Below are 16,195 nucleotides of genomic sequence, written 5' to 3'. Positions count from 1 at the left end.
CGACATGACCGATACCGCCAGCCATGACCAGCCGCTGAAATTGCGCAATTTCTACCTCGGGCGCCAGCCGGTGCTCGACCGTAACCAGGCGCTGTTCGGCTACGAGCTGCTGTTCCGCGGCAGCGCCCAAGGGAAGGCAGAGATCGATTCCGGCCTGTCCGCCAGCGCCGGCGTGATCCACCATGCTTCGCAACTGGGCCTGCCGCGCGCGATCGGCGACGCCACCGCCTTCCTGAACGTCGACACCGACGTACTTCACAGCGACATGTTCGCCTTCCTGCCGCGCGAACGCACCGTGCTCGAGATCGTGCGCTCGGTGGAGCCGAACGACGCCGTTATCGGGCGCATGACCGAACTGTCGCAGCACGGCTTTCGCTTCGCGGCGGAAGCCTCGGCCCATGGCGCTGCTTTGTCCCGCCTGCTGCCCGTCATCGACTACGTCAAGATGGACCTGCGCGAACTGCCGGTGGTGACCCTGCTGTCGCTGGCGCCGCGCCTGCGCGGCACCGGCAAGCGCCTGGTGGCCGAGAAGGTCGAGACCCACAGCGAATACCGCACCTGCCTGGACATCGGCTTCGATTATTTCCAGGGCTATTATTTTGCCAAGCCGACCGTGATCGCCGGCCGCAAGCTGTCGCCGTCGCAGGCGGCGGTGCTGGATCTGTTGAACCTGGTGACCTCGGACGCCGACAATGCCGAGATCGAGCGCGCCGTGAAGAAGGACGTGACGCTCGGCCTGAACCTGCTGCGTCTGGTGAATACGCCGGCCGCCGGGGCAGGGCGCAAGATAGAGTCGGTCAGCCAGGCCCTGATGCTGCTGGGGCGCCGCCAGCTGCAGCGCTGGCTGCAGATCCTGCTGTACGCCGAGCCGGGCGTGCGCGGCCACAACCTCAGCCCGCTCCTGATGCTGGCCACCACCCGCGCGCGCCTGATGGAACTGCTGGCGCAGCGCCTGCGTCCGGGCCAGCGCAACGTGGCGGAGATCGCCTTCACGGTGGGCATGATGTCGCTGATGGACACCCTGTTCTGCATCCCGATGCAGGACATCGTGGAACAGATCCCGGTGATCGACGAAGTGCGCCATGCGCTGCTGGTGCGCCGCGGCTTCTTCGGCGAGCTGCTGCGCCTGGCCGAATCGATCGAGCGCATGGACGATGCGCAGGACGAGGTGATGCCGGCGCTGCACGAATTGTCGATGGATGGCGACGACCTGGCCGAGCTCGAGGTGTCGGCCTTCGAGTGGAGCGACAAGGTCGTTCGCTACGCGATGTAGGGTGGGCGGCTATGCCGCCCACGCGGTGATAGTTAGCAGCAAGATCATCGCGCGTGAAATCGGAGCCTTGAGCGATCACCGCGTGGGCGGGAAACCCGCCCACCCTACGTGGCACCGGAACGCGTCCACTGCTGGTGCAGCTCCGGATCCGTGCGCAGCTCCCACACCCCCAGCACGACCGTCGCAATGCCCGCCAGGACCAGGCTCCAGGTCATGGCCGGGTCGCGCACGACCCCGACCAGCCAGGGCGAGACTGCCACCCACACCCCCACGACGATATTCAGCAGCACGGCCCAGACATAGGTCCTGACCAGGTCGAATGCGGCCAGCAGCGCGATGATCGCGCCCGCGATGTAAGCGTTGATCGCCGGGGGCGAATAGGAAGGATAGCCGAGCGCCCAGGGCGACATGAACAGCCAGGCGCCGATCACGACCATGAGCTGGTCCTGCCAGTGCCGGGACGACGGATGTAGCGCCATGATGTGATCCTCCATGCGTGGACGTCGCATTGCTTGGACAATGCTGCAGCGTGGAAGTTTGCGGAGGGCAGGGAAACGCCGCCGGCATCGACCGGCGGCGCAGGGGAGGATCAGGACAGGTTCGGCGCCAGGTAACGCTCGAGTTCGCTCTTGTCCATGCCGCGGCGGCGCGCCATGTCCTCGAGCTGGTCTTCGCCGATCTTGCCGACCACGAAGTACTTCGAGTCCGGGTGGGCAAAGTAGAAGCCCGACACCGCGGCGCCCGGGTACATGGCGAAGGACTCAGTCAGTTCCATGCCGATCTCTTCCGCCTGCAGGGTGCGGAACAGCTCGGCCTTGACGGTGTGCTCCGGGCAGGCCGGGTAGCCGGGGGCCGGACGGATGCCCTGGTAGGCTTCCTTGATCAGCGCCTCGTTCGACAGGTCCTCGCCCGCCGCGTAACCCCACAGGTCGGTACGGACGCGCTCGTGCAGGTATTCGGCGAAGGCCTCGGCCAGGCGGTCGGCCAGGGCCTTGAGCATGATCGAGGAATAGTCGTCGAGGGCCGCTTCGAAGCGCTGCTCGTGCTTCTCGATCCCCAGGCCGGCGGTGACCGCGAACATGCCGATGTAGTCGGCGATGCCGGAATCCTTCGGCGCCACGAAATCGGACAGGCACTGGTTCGGGCGCTGCTCGCCGTCGACCACCGGCTTGACGCCCTGCTGGCGCAGGCCGTACCAGGTGAAGGCGACTTCCTCCCGCGATTCGTCGGTATAGATCTCGATATCGTCGTCGTTGACGGCGTTGGCCGGCAGCAGCGCGATGGCGCCGTTGGCGGTCAGCCAGCGGCCTTCGATGATCTTCTTGAGCATCGCCTGGGCTTCCTCGAACACCTTGGTGGCGGCTTCGCCCACCACCTCGTCGGTGAGGATGGCGGGGTAGGGGCCGGCCAGGTCCCAGGTCTGGAAGAAGGGACCCCAGTCGATGTAGCGCGCCAGTTCGGCCAGCTCGACGTTCTTGAAGACGCGGCGGCCGATGAACTTCGGCTTCACCGGTGCGTAGGCGAGCCTGGCCTTGTTGCCGCGCGCCTGCTCGAGGGTGAGCATCGGCAGCGCCTTCTTGTTGGCGTGCTGCACGCGGATGCGCTCGTAATCCTCCGCGAGCTCGATGATGTAGGCGTCGCGCGTGTCGTCGGTCAGCAGCGACTGGCCCACCGACACCGAACGCGAGGCGTCCGGCACGTAGACCACCGGGCCTTCGTAGTGCGGCGCGATCTTGACGGCGGTGTGGGCGCGGCTGGTGGTGGCGCCGCCGATCAGCAGCGGGATCTTCTTCTCGCGGAAGTAGGGATCGCGCTGCATCTCGCGCGCCACGTGCGCCATCTCTTCCAGCGAAGGCGTGATCAGGCCCGACAGGCCGACGATGTCGGCGTTCTCTTCCTTGGCCTTGGCCAGGATATCGGCGGCCGGGACCATCACGCCCATGTTCACGATCTCGAAGTTATTGCACTGCAGGACCACCGAGACGATGTTCTTGCCGATGTCGTGCACGTCGCCCTTGACGGTCGCGATGACCATCTTGCCCTTCGGCTTGGCGACGATGCCGGTACGGCGTTCTTCTTCCGCCTTCTCTTCTTCGATGAAGGGCACCAGGTGGGCCACGGCCTGCTTCATCACGCGCGCCGACTTGACCACCTGCGGCAGGAACATCTTGCCCTGTCCGAACAGGTCGCCGACGATGTTCATGCCGTCCATCAGCGGGCCTTCGATCACGTGGATCGGGCGGCCGCCGGACGCCAGGACCTGCTGGCGCATCTCTTCGGTGTCCTCGACGATCCACTGCGTGATGCCGTGCACCAGCGCGTGCGCCAGGCGCTTCTCGACCTTCGCCTCGCGCCACTCCAGGTTCTGTTCCTGCTTGCCGGCGCCGGCCTTCAGGGTGCCGGCGAATTCGATCATGCGCTCGGTGGCGTCCTCGCGGCGGTTCAGCACCACGTCCTCGACGCGCTCGCGCAGCTCGGCGGGCAGGTCGTCGTAGACGCCGACCATGCCGGCGTTGACGATCCCCATGGTCATGCCGGCCTTGATCGCGTGGTACAGGAACACGGTGTGGATCGCCTCGCGCGCCGGGTCGTTGCCGCGGAAGCTGAACGAGACGTTCGACACGCCGCCGGACACCTTTGCGTGCGGCAGGTTCTTGCGGATCCAGGCGGTGGCTTCGATGAAGTCCACGGCGTAGTTGTTGTGCTCTTCGATGCCGGTGGCGATCGCGAAGATGTTCGGGTCGAAGATGATGTCTTCCGGCGGGAAGCCGACCTTCTCGACCAGCACTTGATAAGCGCGGGCGCAGATCTCGGTCTTGCGCGCGAAGGTGTCGGCCTGGCCCTGCTCGTCGAAGGCCATCACGATGACGGCGGCGCCGTAGCGGCGGCACAGCGTCGCCTGGCGGATGAATTCTTCTTCGCCCTCTTTCAGCGAGATCGAGTTGACGATGGCTTTGCCCTGCACGCACTTCAGGCCGGCCTCGATGACGCTCCATTTCGAGGAGTCGATCATGATCGGCACGCGCGAGATGTCCGGTTCGGACGCGATCAGGTTCAGGAAGCGCGTCATTGCGGCCACGGAGTCGAGCATTGCCTCGTCCATGTTGATGTCGATGACCTGGGCGCCGTTCTCGACCTGCTGGCGCGCCACCGACAGCGCCTCGTCGAACTGCTCGTTCAGGATCATGCGGGCAAACGCCTTGGAACCGGTGACGTTGGTGCGCTCGCCGACGTTGACGAACAGCGAACTGTCGTCGATGGTGAAGGGCTCGAGGCCCGACAGGCGCATCGCGACCGGGACCTCAGGGACCTGGCGCGGCGGCGACGCTTCGAGAATCTTCGAGATGGCGGCGATGTGGTCCGGCGTGGTGCCGCAGCAGCCGCCGGCGATGTTGATGAAGCCGGCGTCGGCGAATTCGCGCAGCAGGGCCGAGGTGTCGCTGGGGAGCTCGTCGAAACCGGTGTCGCTCATCGGGTTGGGCAGGCCGGCGTTCGGGTAGATGCACACGAAGGTATCGGCGATCGTCGACAGCTCTTCGGCATACGGGCGCATCAGCGCGGCGCCCAGTGCGCAGTTCAGGCCGACGGTCAGCGGCTTGGCGTGGCGCACCGAGTTCCAGAAGGCGGCCACGGTCTGGCCCGACAGGATGCGGCCCGAGGCGTCGGTGACGGTGCCCGAGATCATGAGCGGCAGGCGCGGGGTTTCCGGATGCTCTTCGAAGTACAGGTCGATCGCGAACAGCGCGGCCTTGCAGTTCAGGGTGTCGAAGATGGTCTCGACCAGCAGCACGTCGGAACCGCCGTCGACCAGGCCGCGCACCTGTTCATGATAGGAGGCGACCAGCTGGTCGAAGGTGATGTTGCGGAAGGCCGGGTCGGTCACGCTGGGCGAGATCGAGGCGGTCTTCGGGGTCGGGCCGAGGGCGCCGGCCACGAAGCGCGGCTTGTCCGGGGTACTGTATTTGTCGCAGGCGGCGCGCGCGAGCTTGGCGGCTTGCACGTTCATCTCGTAGGCGAGATGCGCCATGTGATAGTCGTCCTGCGCCACGCCGGTGGCACCGAAGGTATTCGTTTCGATCAGGTCGGCGCCGGCGGCGAGGTAGCGCTCGTGGATCTCCTGGATGATGTGCGGCTGGGTGAGCGTGAGCAGCTCGTTGTTACCCTTGACGAAGAGCTCGCGCTGGCCGGCGCCTTCCGGCGCGCTGAAGTCCTTGAAACGCTCGCCGCGGTAGGCGGCTTCATCGAGCTTGTACTGCTGGATGATGGTGCCCATCGCGCCATCCAGGATCATGATGCGGCGCTTCAGGATGTCGCGCAGCTGGGAATCGATCGGGGAAATGGAGCGAAGTGGGGCGTTCATGGTGTCGTCTTTCTACGGCTTTACAGGCCGTTTACTATTGGGCGGTCTACGATTATACGTCAGGACGCCGGCTTGCTCTGCGGAGGGCGAAAATGCGATCCGCGTATGTATCTTTATGTATTGATTTCGCCGACTGTTACATGACGTTACAAAACCTAACACATCCGCAATCTTTACGTTACATACACGGACGACAATTAACGCGTCGTCACAGGTTGGCGAAGCTTTTAACGGGATGATTGCATGAACAAAGAATATGAGCCGGATTGGGACCAGCCGGTGAACCGCATCGAAGAACCGGCTGTCGCCGTGAAGCCCCAAACGATCAACGGCGTGAAACAGATCGTGACGATCCGTTTGGACGTGGACATGCTCGAATGGTTCAAGTCGGCGGGTCCGGGTTACCAGACCCGTATCAACCAGGTACTGCGCGAGTACATGGACGCCCAGCGCACGGCTGGGTCGCAAGAGAAGTGATGTATCGGGGCGAATGCCCCGATTTTCTTTTCAGAAGAAGATTTTTCCGCCTAGCGGGAAACTCTTGAGGAATTCCGCCGCAGCCAGGCGTTTGCCGCCGGGCTTTTGAAGTTCGGTCATGCGCAATGCACCGCTGCCGCAGGCAACCACGATGCCCCCCGCATCCGCCGCCAGCACCTGGCCCGGCGACCCATTTCCGGATGCCAGCTCCGCATTCCACACCTTGACCGTCACGCCGTCGACCAGCCCGTGCGCACCCGGGAAGGGATTGAAGGCACGCACCCGGCGCCACAGCACCTCGGCGTCCAGGGCGAAATCCAGCTTGGCTTCTTCCTTGCTGATCTTGGCGGCGTAGGTCACGCCGGCTTCCGGCTGCGGCACCGCCTCGAGCTGGCCCTGTTCCATCTTGCGCAGCGCCTCGACGATCATGCGTCCGCCAAGCATGGCCAGCTTGTCGTGCAGGCTGCCGGTGGTGTCCGTGTCTTCAATGGCGACGCGTTCGATCAGCATCATCGGCCCGGTGTCGAGGCCTTCTTCCATGCCCATGATGGTCACGCCGGTCTCAAGGTCGCCGGCTTCGATCGCGCGGTGGATCGGCGCCGCGCCGCGCCAGCGCGGCAGCAGGGAACCATGGATATTGATGCAGGGCTTGATATCGAGCGTGCTGCGCGGCAGGATCAGGCCGTAGGCCGCCACCACCATCACGTCGTAATCGAGCGCCAGCAGGCGCTCGTGGGCGGCACGCGCTTCCTCGGCGCGCTGCGGGTCCTTGGCGTCCATGCGCAGCGACAGCGGCTGCGCCACGGGCATGTCGTGCGCCAGCGCATACTGTTTCACTGCCGAGGCCTGCAGCTGCATGCCGCGCCCGGCCGGGCGGTCGGGCTGGGTCAGGACCAGGGGAATCTCGAAGCCGGCCTCGTGCAGGGCACGCAGGGCGACAGCGGCGAACTCGGGCGTGCCGGCAAAAACGAGCTTCATCGGGGCCCCTGTCAGCGGCGGGCGCTGCGCAGGGCGGCTTCGCGCTCCATGCCGCGCTCTTCCTTCTGCAGCTTGGCCTTGATGCGGTTGCGCTTGAGCGGCGACAGGTACTCGACGAAGACCTTGCCCATCAGGTGGTCCATCTCGTGCTGGATGCACACGGCCAGCAGGCCGTCGGCCTCGAGCTCGAACTCCTTGCCTTCGACGTCGTAGGCCTTGACCTTGACGCGCGCCGGGCGCTCGACGCCGTCGTAGATGCCGGGCACCGACAGGCAGCCTTCGTCGTAGACCTGCTTCTCGTCGCTGGCCCAGGTGATTTCCGGATTGACGAAGACCAGCAGCTGGTCGGTGGTTTCGCTGACGTCGATGACGACCACGCGCTCGTGCACGTCCACCTGGGTGGCGGCCAGGCCGACGCCCGGTGCGTCGTACATGGTCTCGGCCATGTCCTTGACCAGCTGGCGCAGGTGCTCGGTGCCGAATTCGGTGACCGGCTTGGCAATCTTGTGCAGGCGTGGATCAGGGTAGCGGAGGATCTTCAATAAGGCCATGGTCGAAAAAGTAAGAGGAGATAGGTGTTCAATAAGATTGTTGCGCGCGTACAGAAATGCAACACATCCCCGATCCTGCAAGACGCGGTTTGTCTTGCTAGTTCAGGGATTTATGTGCAGAATTTGATTCAGTACGGCAACCTTTTGTCGATCAGAGCGGGTCATCGTGCTGTCTCTTTCCAGCAGACGATGCGCGCTGCCAGCCCTTCGGTGTCAAAGCCGCAATCCATGTGCGCCAAGCGGACGCAACGACGGACACAATGACGGAAATAAGCAATGAAAAATTTTAGCACAGTCGTGACCCGCGCTGCTGCCGCGGCCCTCGTCGCGTGTGCCGTGGCCGGCCCGGTCCAGGCCGCTCCAGCATCGTCCGCCGCTTGCGCTTTCCGCCCCAACGCGCCCGACCAGCATGTCGTGGTCAAGGGCGATACCCTCTGGGATATTTCCGCCACTTTCTTGCAGAACCCCTGGTGCTGGCCGCAGGTGTGGGGCATGAACCGCGACGAGATCCGCAACCCGCACTGGATCTATCCCGGCCAGGTCATCTATTTCGACCGCACGCGCGGGCGCCTGTCCCTGAGCCGCCCGGGCAGCGGCGACGGACGGGGCGAGCCGCCCATCACCAAACTGTCGCCGCAGCTGCGCAGCGAATCGCTCGAGCGCGACGCCGTGCAGTCGATCCCGGCCGGCATGATCGAGCCTTACCTGACCCAGCCGCTGGTGGTCGAAGCCAATGCCCTGGCCGGCGCTCCGCGCATCGTCGGGTCGCAGGAAGGCCGCGTCTACCTGGGCACGGGCGACCGCGTCTATGTCAAGGGCGAGCTGCAGGGCGGCAAGACCTTCCAGGTATTCCGTCCGAGCGGCCCGCTGCGCGATCCGCAGACACGCAAGGTGCTGGCGCACGAGGCCGCCTACCTGGGCACCGTCACGCTCGACCGCGAAGCGGCGCCGGGCGTGGACGCGCATACCTTCCGCGTTGCCGAGACGCGCCAGGAAATGGGCGTGGGCGATCTCCTGATCCCGATGCCGCCGACGCCGGTGCGCAATTACATGCCGCATGCGCCGGCCCAGCCGGTCGATGCGCGCGTGATGTCGATCCATGGGGGCGTCAGCTACGCCGGCCAGAGCCAGGTGGTGACTGTCAATCGCGGCACAGTTGACGGGCTCGATGTCGGTTCCGTGCTGCAGCTCTATCATCTCGGGAAGACGGTGCCGGACCCGGCCAGCAAAGGCGTGCTCGGCTTCGGCAAACGGACGATCAAGCTGCCCGACGAGCAATATGGCAGCCTGTTCATTTTCCGCGTGTTCAGCAATGTCTCGTACGGACTGATCATGCAAGTGACGGCGCCGGTGGAAGTCGGCGACGTGGCCCGCTCACCGGAGTAAACCCTACCGTGCAGGACACGGCTCCCCACACTGTCGCCAGCCTGCCGGACGCCCGCGCCATCGCCGACTGGATCCGGCTGGAAGGAACGGCGGGCGTGGGGTGTCGCACCGGCCGGTTGCTGCTGGACGTATTCGGCTCGCCCGCGGCAATCTTCCGCGCCGGGCATGCGGCCCTGGCCGCCCATGTGCCGGCCGCGCAGGCCGCCGCCTTGTGCGCGCCGGTCTCGGCCGGGATCGCGCGGCAGATCGAGCTCACGCTGGCCTGGCTGTCGGAAGCGAACCGCCATCTCCTCACGCTGCACGACCCCGATTATCCGCAAAGCCTGCGGCACATCCCCGATCCGCCGCTTCTCCTTTATCTACACGGACAGCGGGCCTTGTTGTCCTCGCCCATGATCGCCGTGGTCGGCAGCCGCAATGCCAGCACGCAGGGCAGGGCCAATGCGGCAGGCTTTGCGGAAAGCTTGTCGCATGCGGGTCTGTGCGTGGTGTCGGGCATGGCGCTCGGCATCGATACGGCCGCACACGAAGGCGCCTTGCGCGGTCCGGGTTCGACCATCGCCGTCATCGGCACCGGAGCAGACCGGGTCTACCCGGCGCGCAACCGCCCGCTCGCGCACCGCATTGCGGACGAAGGCTGCATCCTCAGCGAATATGCACTCGGCACCCCGCCGGTCGCCGGCAACTTCCCGCGCCGCAATCGCATCATCAGCGGCCTGGCGGCCGGCGTGCTGGTGGTCGAGGCGGCGGCGCAGTCGGGTTCCCTGATCACGGCGCAGATGGCGGCCGAGCAGGGGCGCGAAGTCTTTGCGCTGCCCGGGTCGATCCATTCGGCGCTGGCCAAGGGTTGCCATCAACTGATCCGCGAAGGCGCGCAACTGGTCGAGACCGTGGACGAGGTGCTGGCCGCGCTGCGGGTCTCGCCGCTCGTGCGGCAGGCTGCAGCGCTACCCGTCGCTGCCGGCGACGATGCGCTGCTGTCCGCGCTGGGCCACGATCCGGTGGAACCCGATGCGCTGCTGGCGCGCCTCGGTCTTGACGCCGGTGCGCTGGCCGGCGAACTGCTGGCGCTCGAACTGGCCGGGCTGCTCGAACGCTTGCCCGATGGCCGTGTCCAGCGCGTGGTGCGTGCCGCGTGAATACGAGAAAGTATGGCTGTTCTCGTCATGCACGATGCATGAAGGCAGTGCGAAAAAGAGTATTCTTCTTGCGATATTTTTGTGAAATGCATGGCCTTAATTTTGTTAAAAATCGACAAAACTGAATGAACGGATAAGGCCACGAAACAACGTTTTTTACGTAGAGGGCGCCACGTGGCGTGCCAGGCTTGTGCCTCGGCGAGCTTAGCTGCTACAGTAGCGTCACTATGTTCGACATCCTGGTCTACCTCTACGAGACGTACTATCGTCCTGACGCCTGCCCCGAGCCGGCGGCCCTGGCACGCAAGCTGTCCGCCGTCGGTTTCGATGACATCGAGATTTCCGAGGCGCTGGACTGGCTCTCCGGGCTGACCGAAGTGGCAGTTTCCGACGCCATCGATGCCTGCACCGGCATCCGCTACTACGTGGACGAGGAATACATCGAACTGGGTAGCGCCGCGATCGGCTTCATCCAGTTCCTCGAGAGCGCCAAGGTGCTCAGCCCCGTGCAGCGCGAGATCGTCATCGAACGCGCGCTGGCCTGCGACGAGTCGCCGGTGGCGCTCGGCAAGCTCAAGATCATCGTGCTGATGGTCCTGTGGAGCCAGGGCAAGGAACCCGATGCGCTCATGTTCGACGACCTGTTCGGCGACGACGACGACCAGGAACCACGATTGCTGCACTGAGCAATCCAATACGAGACACGACGGGGCCGAGGCCCCGTTTTTCGTTTCTACGGCACTATTTTCGGGCGTGTGCGCGGGGCCGGACCGTGCCTCGTCAGCGGTACGCACACTTGCGGTGCGGCTGTCATCGCGCTTATCATTGGCCGCTCAATCCAGATTGTTACCATACAGACACTACGGCTTTCACAACCGTCCAGCCCGGGAGCATGTATGATGCGCGGGCAAAAGCCACTTATATATAGAGCACCCGAGAAACACTATGACCAAATCCCTCATCATCGCAGAGAAGCCGTCGGTCGCGAACGACATCGCGAAGACGCTGGGCGGCTTCACCAAGCACGATGAGTACTTCGAATCCGACGAATACATCCTGTCGTCCGCCGTCGGCCACCTGCTCGAGATCACGGTGCCCGAGGAGTACGACGTCAAGCGCGGCAAATGGAGCTTCACGCACCTGCCGGTGATCCCGCCGTACTTCGCGCTGAACCCGATCGCCAAGACCGAGTCGCGCCTCAAGGTGCTGAACAAGCTGATCAAGCGCAAGGACGTCACCACCCTGATCAACGCATGTGACGCGGGACGCGAAGGAGAACTCATCTTCCGCCTGATCGCGCAGGCCGCCAAGGCCAAACAGCCGGTCAAGCGCCTGTGGCTGCAGTCGATGACGCCGAACGCGATCCGCGAGGGCTTCGCCCACCTGCGCAGCGACGAAGAGATGCTGCCGCTGGCCGACGCCGCGCGCTGCCGCTCCGAGGCCGACTGGCTGATCGGCATCAACGGCACCCGCGCCATGACCGCCTTCAACTCGAAAGAGGGCGGCTTCTACCTGACTACCGTCGGCCGGGTGCAGACCCCGACCCTGTCGATCGTGGTCGAGCGCGAAGAGAAGATCAAGAAATTCGTCCCGCGCGACTACTGGGAAGTGCGCGCCGAGTTCGTGTGCGCCGCCGGCGTCTACGAAGGGCGCTGGCTCGACCAGAACTTCAAGAAGGACGAGAACGATCCGGAGAAGCGCGCCGAGCGCCTGTGGAGCCGCGCCGCCGCCGATTCGATCGTCGCCGCCTGCCGCGGCAAGCAGGGCATCGTCACCGAGGAGTCGAAGCCGACCACCTCGATGGCGCCGGCCCTGTTCGACCTGACCAGCCTGCAGCGCGAGGCCAACGGCCGCTTCGGCTTCTCGGCCAAGAACACGCTCGGCCTGGCCCAGGCGCTGTACGAGAAGCACAAGGTGCTGACCTATCCGCGTACCGATTCGCGCCACCTGCCGGAAGACTACATCGCGACCGTCAAGAACACGCTGGAGTCGCTGAACGAGACCAACAACTACCAGCAGTTCTCGAAGCAGGTGCTGAAGAACGGCTGGGTCAAGCCGAACAAGCGCATCTTCGACAACACCAAGATCTCGGACCACTTCGCGATCATCCCGACCGGCGTCATCCCGAAGAACCTGACCGAGCCGGAACAGAAGCTGTACGACCTGGTCACGCGCCGTTTCCTGGCCGTGTTCTTCCCGCCGGCCGAGTTCCTGGTGACGACCCGCTTCACCGAAGTCTCGGGCCACCAGTTCAAGACCGAGGGCAAGGTGATGACCAACCCCGGCTGGCTGGCCGTGTACGGCAAGGACGCCACCGGCGACGACAAGGATGGCGCCAACCTGGTGCCGGTGCAGAAGGGCGAGAAGGTCCTGGCCGACAAGGTCACGCCGAACGGCCTGGTGACCAAGCCGCCCGCGCGCTATACCGAAGCGACGCTGCTGTCGGCGATGGAAGGCGCGGGCAAGCTGGTCGACTCCGACGAGCTGCGCGACGCCATGGCCGGCAAGGGCCTGGGTACGCCGGCGACGCGCGCAGCCATCATCGAAGGCCTCTTGACCGAAAAATACCTGGTGCGCGAAGGGCGTGAACTGATCCCGACCGCGAAGGCATCGCAGCTGATGACGCTGCTGCGCGGCCTGGGCGTGAACGAACTGACCGCGCCCGAGCTGACCGGCGAGTGGGAGTTCAAGCTCTCGCAGATGGAGAAGGGCAAGATCTCGCGCGACGAATTCATGCGCGAGATCGCGCAGATGACGCAGATTATCGTCAAGCGCGCCAAGGAATACGACAACGAGACCATCCCGGGCGACTACGCGACCCTGAAGACCCCGTGCCCGAACTGCGCCGGCGTGGTCAAGGAAAACTACCGTCGCTTCGCCTGCACCAAGTGCGACTTCTCGATGTCGAAGACGCCGGGCAGCCGCCAGTTCGAGATCAATGAGGTCGAGGAGCTGCTGGAGAAGCGCACGATCGGCCCGCTGCAGGGCTTCCGCTCGAAGATGGGCCGTCCGTTCGCGGCGATCCTGCGCATCGTGCGCGACGAGGACATCCAGAACTTCAAGCTCGAATTCGACTTCGGCCAGGACCAGGACGATGGCGAGGAAGGCGAGGGCGTCGACTTCACCGGCCAGACCGCGCTCGGCCCCTGCCCGAAGTGCGCCAGCGGCGTGTACGAGATGGGCCTGGCCTACGTGTGCGAGAAGACGGTCGCCAAGCCCAAGGCCTGCGACTTCCGCAGCGGCCGCATCATCCTGCAGCAGGAGATCCTGCCGGAACAGATGGCCAAGCTGCTCAACGACGGCAAGACTGACCTGCTGCCGGGCTTCGTTTCGCAGCGCACGCGCCGTGCCTTCAAGGCCTTCCTGGTGCGCGGCAAGGACGGCAAGATCAGCTTCGAGTTCGAGGAGCGCAAGGCCAAGCCGGCGGCAAAAGGCAAAGCCGCTGCAGCCGACGGCGCCGCGGATGGGGCCGATGGCGCGGCCGAACCGGCGGTGAAGGCGGTGAAGCCGGCCGCCAAAAAGGCGCCGGCGAAGACCGCGGCGAAAGCTCCGGCCAAGACCGCGGCGCGCAAGCCGGCGGCGAAGAAGATCGCGACGGCGGCGAAGAAGTAAGCGCAGCACTTCCGATAACGAAAAACGCGAACCTGTGGGTTCGCGTTTTTTTTTGCTCTGAAGGCCTCCTCCATTTACCTCGCATAGTCCTGTCGCATCCATTCCTCACCTCATAAAAATTTGCTTCTCATTAAGCTCTTGTTCCGGTAATAATCGAACAAGCAATACACCCAAGTTTCATCATTCGGTCGCCTGCCTGCAGGCATCACACTTATAACGATATCGAGACCCCGTCTGACCCCATGAAGCTCTCCGACCTGAAAATCGCGACCCGCCTGTACCTCGGCTACGGCGTCCTGATCGGCATCACTTCCATCGTCGTCGCCATCGCTTACGGCAACGTCACCGCGCTCGATTCCGCCAACGACGCCAACGTGCACACCTACAAGGTGCTGGCCGAAGTCGACGGCGCCATGGAGGCGCTGGTCAACATCGAAACGGGCGAGCGGGGCTATGCCCTGACCGGCCAGGAGGCCTCGCTGCAGCCCTACACGGCCGGCCTGCAGGAATTCCGGCAGCACCTCGAGCGGGCGCTGGCGCTCACCGCCGACAACGAGGCGCAGCAGGGGCGCCTCAAGCAGCTGGCGCAGCACCAGCGCGACTGGATGGCGCACGCCATCGAGCCGGTGATCGCCCAGCGCCGCGCCGCCGTCGGCGACGACCTGTCGCAGGTTGTCGCGACCGTCAGGGAGGGCAAGGGCAGGGCAGGCATGGATGCCATGCGCGCGACGGTGGCGCAGATCAGGGCCGCCGAAGACACGCTGCTGGTGGAGCGCGCGGCGCAGATCGGCGAAGCCCGTTCGGCCATGCGCCGCACCCTGATCGGCGGCGGCCTGATCGCCGCGGTGCTGGCGGTCTTCATGGCCTACCAGCTGGGCCGGAACATCAGCATCCCGCTGGGCCGCGCGGTCGGCCTGGCGCGCAGGGTGGCCGAGGGCGACCTGACCGCCGAGGTCAAGGTCCGCACCCGGGACGAAGCCGGCGAACTGATGGCCGCGCTGAAGGACATGAACGCTTCCCTGGTGGCGATCGTCTCGAAGGTGCGCGCCGGAACTGAGACCATCGCGACCGCGGCCAGTGAGATTTCGGCCGGCAACCACGACCTTTCCAGCCGTACCGAACAGCAGGCTGCCTCGCTCGAGGAAACCGCGTCGTCGATGGAAGAGCTGACCTCGACCGTCAAGCAGAACGCCGACAACGCACGCCAGGCCAACCAGCTGGCCGCGAGCGCCGCCGACACCGCCGCGCGCGGCGGCGAAGTGGTGGCCGAGGTGGTGACCACGATGGGCTCGATCAACGAAGCCTCGCGCAAGATTGCCGACATCATCACCGTCATCGACGGCATCGCCTTCCAGACCAACATCCTGGCGCTGAATGCGGCCGTGGAGGCGGCGCGCGCCGGCGAGCAGGGCCGCGGCTTCGCGGTGGTGGCGGGCGAGGTGCGCAACCTGGCGCAGCGCTCGGCCGCAGCCGCCAAGGAGATCAAAGGCCTGATCGGCGACTCGGTGTCGCGCGTGGAAGCCGGTTCGCGCCTGGTGGACCAGGCCGGCCGCACGATGGATGAAGTGGTGGCGAGCGTGAAGCGCGTCTCCGACATCATCGGCGAGATCGCAGCGGCCAGCGACGAGCAGCGCGAGGGCATCGAGCAGGTGAACGGCTCGATCGTGCAGATGGACCAGGTGACCCAGCAGAACGCGGCGCTGGTCGAGCAGGCCGCCGCCGCCGCGGCCGCGATGCGCGAGCAGGCCGCCGGGCTGGCGCAGCTGGTGGATACCTTCCAGCTCGCAGCCTCGGCAAGCGCGCAGGCCAATGCACACGCTCCCGTGCAAGCCCTGCCGCGTCCGCCCGCCCGTGCGGCACTGCCGCGCAGCCGCCAGGCGGCGCGCGCCGGCAAGCGGCCTGCCAAGGCGCCGGCCGAGGCGGTTGAAACAGCTGAAGTGGAATAAACGTCCCGGACTTGTCTCGAGGAGGACGCGGATGCCGCGGCGTCGAGGTGTAAGATCGATGGCCTTCACCCGACAAGGAGACCGCCATGTTCAGCCTCGATGATTTCGCGCAGCTGCAGTTCCTGGAAGGCCGCTGGAAGGGCGTCGCGCCGGACGGCAAGGAATTCTTCGAAGAATATACCCGGCCGGAACCGGCGGTGTTCCAGTCGCACCGCTTCCCGGACAGCGCTTTCACCGGCCACACGGACGGCGCCACCATCAGCCTCAAGGACGGCGAGGTGATCTCGCAGTGGGGGGAGTACACCTGGAAGGCGTCCAGCATTGGCGCCGACTCGGCCGCCTTCGAGCCCGTGAATGCGCCGAGCCAGTTCGTCTGGCGCCGGGTCGACGACGCCACCCTGGAAGCCCGGCAGCACTGGACGGCGGACGGCAAGGCGCAGGAATTCACGCTCCAGCTTACCAAACTCAACTAA

At 65.2% G+C, this 16,195-nt stretch carries 12 protein-coding genes; 8 read left to right on the top strand and 4 right to left on the bottom strand.

Translation table 11 applies throughout. The features are described from left to right. Positions 1-4: 4 nt before the first annotated feature. Positions 5-1,273 (top strand): EAL and HDOD domain-containing protein, encoded by a 1,269-nt coding sequence (locus ACK6C6_RS23940; protein WP_409269641.1) that lies wholly within the window; start codon positions 5-7, stop codon positions 1,271-1,273. 104 nt (positions 1,274-1,377) lie between these two features. Here the strand turns inward: ACK6C6_RS23940 and ACK6C6_RS23935 are convergent, their stop codons facing one another. Both ACK6C6_RS23935 and metH read right to left on the bottom strand, forming a co-directional pair. Further along, positions 1,378-1,752, bottom strand: coding sequence for an SPW repeat protein (locus ACK6C6_RS23935; protein WP_409269640.1), 375 nt, complete (start codon positions 1,750-1,752; stop codon positions 1,378-1,380). 110 nt (positions 1,753-1,862) lie between these two features. Continuing rightward, positions 1,863-5,633, bottom strand: coding sequence for a methionine synthase (gene metH, locus ACK6C6_RS23930; protein WP_409269639.1), 3,771 nt, complete (start codon positions 5,631-5,633; stop codon positions 1,863-1,865). A gap of 243 nt (positions 5,634-5,876) precedes the next feature. On the opposite strand from metH, the gene ACK6C6_RS23925 reads away from it, so the two are divergent. Next, the gene (locus ACK6C6_RS23925; protein ID WP_027865836.1) at positions 5,877-6,110 is read left to right on the top strand and encodes a BrnA antitoxin family protein; all 234 of its coding nucleotides are present in this window, start codon (positions 5,877-5,879) and stop codon (positions 6,108-6,110) included. Between the two features lie 30 nt (positions 6,111-6,140). Here the strand turns inward: ACK6C6_RS23925 and fmt are convergent, their stop codons facing one another. Next, positions 6,141-7,088, bottom strand: coding sequence for a methionyl-tRNA formyltransferase (fmt, locus tag ACK6C6_RS23920; protein ID WP_409269638.1), 948 nt, complete (start codon positions 7,086-7,088; stop codon positions 6,141-6,143). An 11-nt stretch (positions 7,089-7,099) separates the two neighbouring features. Continuing rightward, positions 7,100-7,639, bottom strand: coding sequence for a peptide deformylase (gene def, locus ACK6C6_RS23915; protein ID WP_209589653.1), 540 nt, complete (start codon positions 7,637-7,639; stop codon positions 7,100-7,102). A 276-nt stretch (positions 7,640-7,915) separates the two neighbouring features. Here def and ACK6C6_RS23910 point away from each other — a divergent pair, with 276 nt between their 5' ends. The 6 genes from ACK6C6_RS23910 (at position 7,916) to ACK6C6_RS23885 (ending at position 16,195) form a co-directional block, all read left to right on the top strand. Continuing rightward, complete coding sequence (locus tag ACK6C6_RS23910; protein ID WP_209589652.1) at positions 7,916-9,025, top strand: LysM peptidoglycan-binding domain-containing protein; 1,110 nt, start codon at positions 7,916-7,918, stop codon at positions 9,023-9,025. Between the two features lie 8 nt (positions 9,026-9,033). Continuing rightward, on the top strand, positions 9,034-10,164 hold the full coding sequence (gene dprA / locus ACK6C6_RS23905) for a DNA-processing protein DprA (protein ID WP_409269637.1): 1,131 nt from the start codon (positions 9,034-9,036) through the stop codon (positions 10,162-10,164). A 227-nt stretch (positions 10,165-10,391) separates the two neighbouring features. Then, a complete protein-coding gene (locus ACK6C6_RS23900) occupies positions 10,392-10,850 on the top strand; it encodes a DUF494 family protein (RefSeq protein WP_036210414.1) in 459 nt (152 codons plus the stop codon). Positions 10,851-11,109: 259 nt separating this feature from the next. Further along, positions 11,110-13,776, top strand: a complete 2,667-nt coding sequence (locus ACK6C6_RS23895) for a DNA topoisomerase III (RefSeq protein WP_409269636.1) — start codon at positions 11,110-11,112, stop codon at positions 13,774-13,776. A 242-nt stretch (positions 13,777-14,018) separates the two neighbouring features. Further along, complete coding sequence (locus ACK6C6_RS23890) at positions 14,019-15,722, top strand: methyl-accepting chemotaxis protein (RefSeq protein WP_409269635.1); 1,704 nt, start codon at positions 14,019-14,021, stop codon at positions 15,720-15,722. An 86-nt stretch (positions 15,723-15,808) separates the two neighbouring features. After that, a complete protein-coding gene (locus ACK6C6_RS23885) occupies positions 15,809-16,195 on the top strand; it encodes a hypothetical protein (RefSeq protein ID WP_209589648.1) in 387 nt (128 codons plus the stop codon).

This window comes from Massilia sp. BHUDP2, assembly GCF_046236355.1.
GTDB classification, from domain to species: domain Bacteria; phylum Pseudomonadota; class Gammaproteobacteria; order Burkholderiales; family Burkholderiaceae_D; genus Telluria; species Telluria varians.
The sequence above is the reverse complement of the archived record's forward strand: the minus strand, read 5'-3'. Positions and strand labels throughout refer to the sequence as shown.

Excerpts from the sequence above, each read along its gene's own strand:
- ACK6C6_RS23925 (WP_027865836.1), top strand. The coding sequence starts at position 5,877 with ATGAACAAAGAATATGAGCCGGATTGGGACCAGCCGGTGAACCGCATC.
- ACK6C6_RS23900 (WP_036210414.1), top strand. The coding sequence starts at position 10,392 with ATGTTCGACATCCTGGTCTACCTCTACGAGACGTACTATCGTCCTGAC.
- ACK6C6_RS23890 (WP_409269635.1), top strand. The coding sequence starts at position 14,019 with ATGAAGCTCTCCGACCTGAAAATCGCGACCCGCCTGTACCTCGGCTAC.
- ACK6C6_RS23910 (WP_209589652.1), top strand. The coding sequence starts at position 7,916 with ATGAAAAATTTTAGCACAGTCGTGACCCGCGCTGCTGCCGCGGCCCTC.
- ACK6C6_RS23940 (WP_409269641.1), top strand. The coding sequence starts at position 5 with ATGACCGATACCGCCAGCCATGACCAGCCGCTGAAATTGCGCAATTTC.
- ACK6C6_RS23885 (WP_209589648.1), top strand. The coding sequence starts at position 15,809 with ATGTTCAGCCTCGATGATTTCGCGCAGCTGCAGTTCCTGGAAGGCCGC.
- ACK6C6_RS23935 (WP_409269640.1), bottom strand. The coding sequence starts at position 1,752 with ATGGCGCTACATCCGTCGTCCCGGCACTGGCAGGACCAGCTCATGGTC.
- fmt (WP_409269638.1), bottom strand. The coding sequence starts at position 7,088 with ATGAAGCTCGTTTTTGCCGGCACGCCCGAGTTCGCCGCTGTCGCCCTG.
- ACK6C6_RS23895 (WP_409269636.1), top strand. The coding sequence starts at position 11,110 with ATGACCAAATCCCTCATCATCGCAGAGAAGCCGTCGGTCGCGAACGAC.
- metH (WP_409269639.1), bottom strand. The coding sequence starts at position 5,633 with ATGAACGCCCCACTTCGCTCCATTTCCCCGATCGATTCCCAGCTGCGC.
- def (WP_209589653.1), bottom strand. The coding sequence starts at position 7,639 with ATGGCCTTATTGAAGATCCTCCGCTACCCTGATCCACGCCTGCACAAG.